We start from the raw sequence: 5498 nt of genomic DNA on the forward strand, positions 1-5498 counted from the left end.
GCCTCGGCCCGAGGCCGCGCCGGTCACTCGCCGAGCTTGCGCACGGCTGCGGCGAGCATGGTGTCGAGCGCCTCCTGGGAGGCCCGGAGCCCGGCGATCGCCTCGGCGACCCGGGCGGTTTCGCGTTGCAGCGCGGAGACCATGCCCCGGCAGCCGGACGGGACGAGCCGGTCGTCCTCGGCGTGCACGCAGTGCATCAGCCCGGCGATCATCGAGGTGGGGAGTCCCCCCGCGAGGAGGTAGCGGATGCTGCGCACCGCCACCACGTCCCCGTCGTCGTAGTCGCGGTAGCCGTTCGCGAGGCGGCGTGGGCGGAGCAGTCCCTGCTCCTCGTAGTAGCGCAGCAGCCGCCTGTTCACCCCGGTCGCCTCGGCGAGGTCCCCGATCCGCATGCCCGTCCCCCTGCCGTCCGGTCGTGGGGCGCGCGCCGTCGACCGACTTGACCTTCACACCAGTGTGAGGTCCTACCGTCCTCATTGTCACCGAACGCAAGGCGAGTTGGGGAGATCGGCATGTCCGGAGCAGTCGTCGTCGGAGCGGGTACGGGAATCGGCGCGGCGGTCGCCCGCAGGTTCGCGCGGGAGGGTCTGCCGGTGGCGCTCCTCGCACGCGGTGAGGGAACCCTGAAGGCCGCCGCCCAGGCCATCGGGGCCGACTGCGGCCCGGTGCTCACGCTGACGGCCGATGCCACCGACGAGGACGCGCTGCGCGCCGCTCTGGACGCGGCGGCCGACGAATTCGGCCCGGCCGACGTGGTGGTCTACAACGCCGCGATCATCAGATCGGACGCGCCGGGCGAGCTCTCGGCCTCCGGCCAGCTCGACGCCTGGGCCGTCAACGTGGGCGGCGCGCTCACCACCGCCGCCCACATCGCGCCGGGCATGGCGGAGCGCGGGCGCGGCACCTTCCTCGTCACCGGCGGAATGCCCGAGCCGAAGCCCGGGTGGATCAGCCTCTCCCTCGGCAAGGCAGGGGTACGGACCCTGGTGCACCTGCTCGATCTGGAGTACGGATCCCGGGGCGTCCATGTCGCCTCCGTGACCGTGGACGGGCCCGTGGTGCCCGGCACCTCCTTCGACCCCGATCTGATCGCCGAGCACTACTGGCGGCTGCACACCCAGCCGGAGGGCCGGTGGGAGCAGGAGGTCGTGCACAGCCGGACGATCGCCGCGAACACCCCGTAGGAGCTGCCCGGGACGGTACGGCCCCTGCCGGTTCCGCAGGGGCCGTACCGCTCAGGCGGTGTCCCTCAGCTCAGGTGCCGGGTGAGGAAGCGGGCCGCGTCCTCACCCGCCGACTGTGGGACGCCGGTGTGGCCGCCCATGCTGGCGAGGAGCGTCTTCTCCTCGGAGCCGAAGGCGTCGAAGAGGTCCAGGGCCGCCTGCCGGTCGTTCCCCTCGTCGTCCCACTGCAACAGGACGTGCAGCGGAATGGTGACCCGGCGGGCCTCCTCGTGGATGACGCGCGGTACGAAACTCCCGGCGAACAGGACGGCGGCCGAGACGCGCGGCTCGACCAGCGCCAGCCGGATACCGATGGAGATCACTCCCCCCGAGTACCCGACCGGACCTTCGATGCCGGGCAGCGCGAGGAGGGCGTCGATGGCCGCCCGCAGTTCGGGGACCGCCTGCTCGACCAGCGGGAGGATGAGGGCGTCGACGGTCTCGTCACCGACAGGTTCACCGGCCTGGAAGGCCCGGCGCATGTCCGCACGAGCCTGGTCGACCGTGGCCAGACGGGGGCGGTCGCCGCTTCCCGGGAGTTCGATGGTGGCTGCGGCGAAGCCGTCGGCCACGGCCTGCCGGGCCCGCCCCACCAGCCGGGGATACATCTTGCCCAGTCCGAGCGGGGGGTGGCCGAGCAGGATCAGCGGTACCGGTGCCGAGGCGGATGCCGACGCGGGCGTCCACAGGAAGCCGGGGATGTCGCCGAGGGTGAACTCGCGCTCGAGAATGGTGTCGTCAAGGCGTTGTTCGGAAGTGAAACGCATGGTCGTGCCTTTCGGGAGAGCTCGTGACGGCGCTCCCGGACGACCTATCGCCCGACCGTGACCCCGGAGGAGAGCACCACAGTGAATGGGTTCACGGGTACCACCTCCTCGTTCTCTCGCACGGCCTCCGGAAGGCTAGCACCTTCGCCGCCCCGGGCGGCGGGGTTCTCCGGGGCACGGGGCAGCAGGGGAACGCGGGTCGGTCCGGTAAGCGCAGAGCCGCGTCAACGGCTCGCCAGCCAGCTGCCGTACCAGGCGCGAAAGCCGGGACTCACCGGTGTGAAGCCGCCCCAGTCCGGATCGATGCGCCAGACCTCCCCCGCGTACGGGCCGTTGAGAATCAGCCGGAGGAACATCGCGCAGCCCTCTTCGGCCAGCATGAGCGTGCCGGATGTCAGTTCTTCGAGCCCCGGTGCCCCGATCCGGCCGGGCAGCGGTCCGGTGAGCGGGAACGGCTCGGAGAGCCGGCCCTGCCGCCGGTCTTCCGCCCACTCGTCGTCCACGGCCCGCTCGTCGTCCACGGCCGCCTCCGCGCCGAGGGAGACCAATGGCATCAGCCCATGAGCCGGCCCGGCCGGGCCGTCGCCGACCTCCGCGACGAAGGAGCGGTACTCGGCCGGCAGGGCGATCCCGTGGAACTCCTCGAACGCCCGGATCTCCGTCTCCGTCAGCCGGGGCTCGATCGCGTACCGGTGCGTCCGTGCCCCGAAACGGGCGAGTCCGGGGTCCGCTGCGGCCATCGTCCGGATCCGCGCGCGGCAACCGTCCCCGTCCCAGTACGTCACCCGGCGACCGTAGCAGCGGGACCGACCGGATCCACTGGCTGTCCCGCTGCCACTGCACCGGGCGGGACGGCCTTCAGTCGAACGCGCCCGGTTTCCGCGCGCTGTCGATCGGCTTCTGCGCGGTGTGCACGACCTTGACCGGCAGTCCCTCCTCGCGGAAGGCGGCACGGGCCGCCTTGGCCACGTCCGGATCGGAGAAGTGCCATTCCACGGCGCGCCCTCCGGACGCCTCCACCTGGGCGCGCGCCTCCGCGAGGAACTTCTCCTTGCCGGAGGCGGTGAGGGCGGTCTTGCCCGGCTGGGCGAGGTAGCTGGTGTAGCCGTTCTTCGCCTCCAGGAACGTCTGCCTGCTGGAGTCCCAGCCGTCGTACTCGACCGCCGGCTTGCCCTCCTTGGGGCTGGGCACGACGTACTCCCGGCCCCGGACCGTGCCGGTGACCTGCTCCTGGTAGCGGAGCCAGGACTCGTTGGTCCAGTTGGGCTGGGGGTTGCGGTCGCGGCTCGCCCAGTAGCCGTCGCCGAGGTCGGCGGAGCCGAGCTCTGGGTCGTCCAAGTCCTTGGCCCACGGGGCCGGTTCGTAGTTGCGCGGGTCCGAGGTGTCTCCGTGGCGGGGCTCGGGGTACTGCTTCAGGTCCTCGGCCGCCTTGCGGGCCCGCTCGGGCTCCTCCAGCCGCTTCTTCTCCAGCGCGGCGGCGCGGGCGTCGGCACGGGCCTTCTCCGCGGCCTCCTTCGCGGCCGTGTCGCAGCCACCCTCCGCGAGGACGATCCGGCCCGTCGGACCCGAGGCGAGAACGCCCGTGCCCGACCCGGCTACCCCTCCTCCACCCGGGCGGGTGCGGACGAGCGGGCCCGAGGCGATGACGCAGCCGGTCTTGCGGGCCGCGTCCTCCGCCTTGTCGGCGGCCTCGTCGGCCTCCTTCGCCGCCTTGCTCAGCCCTTCGAGGTCACCCGCCTCGGCGGCCTTGGCCGCCCTGCGGGCCGCCGCCCCGGCGTCCCCGGCCGCCTCGGCCACCTCCTCGGCGGCCTTGCCGATCTTGCCGAGTTCGCCGACCTTTCCGGCGACCTTGCCGACGTCGTAGCCCGGGATGAAGAGCGAGCCGACGTTCCACAGCACGTCGGTGACGGCACGGGTCTTCTCACCGTTGTTCCACCGGTCGCGCACCTCGTCGCCGACGAACACGGTGTCGCCGACGCTGACGGCGGTGTTGACCGATGCCTTGCCCCAGTCGAAGACCGCGCCCAGGTAGTCGCCGTCGCTCCACTTGCCCGAAGCGTCCTTGGAGTCCTGCACCCAGTCGCTGCCGAGCTGCTTGCCGTAGTCGGCGATGCCGGACCAGGTCTCCGGCTTGACGAGGCTGACGATGCCGGTGAGGTCGCCCCAGACACCGTCGACCGCGACGCCCTTGACCACCTGGGTGGTCTGGTCCCAGGCGCAGCCGAAGAACCCCCAGCCGCCGCAGTCCTGCTTCTCTTCCTTCTTCTCGCCGTCCCCTGCGCCGTCCTTGTCGTCGGAGGAGTCGGTGGCGGACGCCGGTGTGTCGTAGGCGGCTTCCGGCTCCTCGCTCGTCTCGGGGTACGTGTCCGTACCGCCGGAAGTACCGCCGGAGACACCGCCGGAAGTACCGCCGGTGGAACCGGACGTGGTCCCGTCGGTGGACCCCGAAGCGGACCCGCCCGACGCCGAGCCCTCCGTGGAAGAGCCACCGGTCGAGGAGCCGCCGGTGGTCGTGCCACCGGTGGTCGTGGAGCCGCCGTCCGATCCGGTGCCGCCGGTGGTCGTCGAGGAGCCCCCGCCGGTGGAGCCCGTACCCGAACTGCCGCCGGTCGCACCCGCCGTACCCGAGTCTCCGCCCGTACTGCTTCCGGCTTCCACCGAACCGCTGTCGGAGACCGGGCAGGAGGAGCCGGTGAGCGAGCAGATCGCGGACTGGAGCCCCCCGGTGATCCGGCCGCCCAGGCCGGTGGCCGTCAGCGCCCCGACGAGCGCGACGACGATGAGGACCAGGCCCAGGTACTCCAGCGCTGTCTGCCCCCGGTCGCGGCGCCAGGTGATCATGTGCGGGAGCGGGAACTCCGGCTTCGCCGCCCGGCGTCCGGGTGGCAGCAGGAACCACTCCCTGCTCCGGCGCCGGAAGAGGAGGACGAGCACCGCGACGGGTACGGCGAGTTGGGTCAGGCCGTGCGCCGAACCGTCGGCGAGGTTGGAGACGCCCCCGGCCACCAGCCAGAGTTGGAGGGCGGTCAGCGCCCACCTGAGTCCGTTGCCGCCCTCGTGCAGTCGGCGCGAGAGCCACCAGGCGAGCGCTCCGGGCAGGGCCGCCCAGGCGGCGACGCCGAGGAGCCGCCCGCCCACCGCGTCCACCGCGAAGGCGGAGCCGAACAGGCCGATCGCGCCCACCGCGGTCGCGGCGGCCAGCACCATGAGGAGAATCTGCGCCAGGGCCAGCGCGCGCGGCATCGGCTGTCTGCCGCCGGGCGCCGGAGCTCCTGCGGCCCCGCCCACGGGTATCCCACCGACTGCCGACATGCTGACCCCAACCCCCGGTGCCCGTACGCGACACGACTGCCGCACACGCTAAGGGCGGACGGCCGTCCGAGTCGTGGGCCCCAGGGCCCAACTCCAGGCCCATACCGGACTATTCAGCCGGCCGGGCAGGGCGGGCGGGGCACTCCCGCAAGCGCTTCGGGGACAGCGGAACACCTGGGGCCCGTACGTCTTGCGA

General features: G+C 72.6%; 5 protein-coding genes. 1 reads left to right on the forward strand and 4 read right to left on the reverse strand.

From position 1 onward, the window contains the following. Window positions 1–23: 23 nt before the first annotated feature. Window positions 24–392, reverse strand: a complete 369-nt coding sequence (locus tag ACFWEP_RS30855) for a MerR family transcriptional regulator (protein WP_387375024.1) — start codon at window positions 390–392, stop codon at window positions 24–26. Window positions 393–512: 120 nt separating this feature from the next. On the opposite strand from ACFWEP_RS30855, the gene ACFWEP_RS30860 reads away from it, so the two are divergent. Then, window positions 513–1184, forward strand: a complete 672-nt coding sequence (locus ACFWEP_RS30860; RefSeq protein WP_387375026.1) for an SDR family NAD(P)-dependent oxidoreductase — start codon at window positions 513–515, stop codon at window positions 1182–1184. A 65-nt stretch (window positions 1185–1249) separates the two neighbouring features. Here the strand turns inward: ACFWEP_RS30860 and ACFWEP_RS30865 are convergent, their stop codons facing one another. From ACFWEP_RS30865 to ACFWEP_RS30875, 3 genes are all read right to left on the reverse strand, one after another. Next, on the reverse strand, window positions 1250–1990 hold the full coding sequence (locus ACFWEP_RS30865) for a dienelactone hydrolase family protein (protein ID WP_387375028.1): 741 nt from the start codon (window positions 1988–1990) through the stop codon (window positions 1250–1252). A 224-nt stretch (window positions 1991–2214) separates the two neighbouring features. Then, a complete protein-coding gene (locus tag ACFWEP_RS30870) occupies window positions 2215–2730 on the reverse strand; it encodes an SMI1/KNR4 family protein (RefSeq protein WP_387375030.1) in 516 nt (171 codons plus the stop codon). A 118-nt stretch (window positions 2731–2848) separates the two neighbouring features. After that, complete coding sequence (locus ACFWEP_RS30875) at window positions 2849–5302, reverse strand: Tox-REase-5 domain-containing protein (RefSeq protein ID WP_387375032.1); 2454 nt, start codon at window positions 5300–5302, stop codon at window positions 2849–2851. Window positions 5303–5498: the final 196 nt, after the last annotated feature.

This window comes from Streptomyces sp. NPDC060198, assembly GCF_042728415.1.
Taxonomy (GTDB): domain Bacteria; phylum Actinomycetota; class Actinomycetes; order Streptomycetales; family Streptomycetaceae; genus Streptomyces.

What these genes read in the sequence shown, in the direction of transcription:
- ACFWEP_RS30870 (WP_387375030.1), bottom strand. Translation starts at nt 2,730, where the DNA reads ATGGCCGCAGCGGACCCCGGACTCGCCCGTTTCGGGGCACGGACGCAC.
- ACFWEP_RS30875 (WP_387375032.1), bottom strand. Translation starts at nt 5,302, where the DNA reads ATGTCGGCAGTCGGTGGGATACCCGTGGGCGGGGCCGCAGGAGCTCCG.
- ACFWEP_RS30860 (WP_387375026.1), top strand. Translation starts at nt 513, where the DNA reads ATGTCCGGAGCAGTCGTCGTCGGAGCGGGTACGGGAATCGGCGCGGCG.
- ACFWEP_RS30855 (WP_387375024.1), bottom strand. Translation starts at nt 392, where the DNA reads ATGCGGATCGGGGACCTCGCCGAGGCGACCGGGGTGAACAGGCGGCTG.
- ACFWEP_RS30865 (WP_387375028.1), bottom strand. Translation starts at nt 1,990, where the DNA reads ATGCGTTTCACTTCCGAACAACGCCTTGACGACACCATTCTCGAGCGC.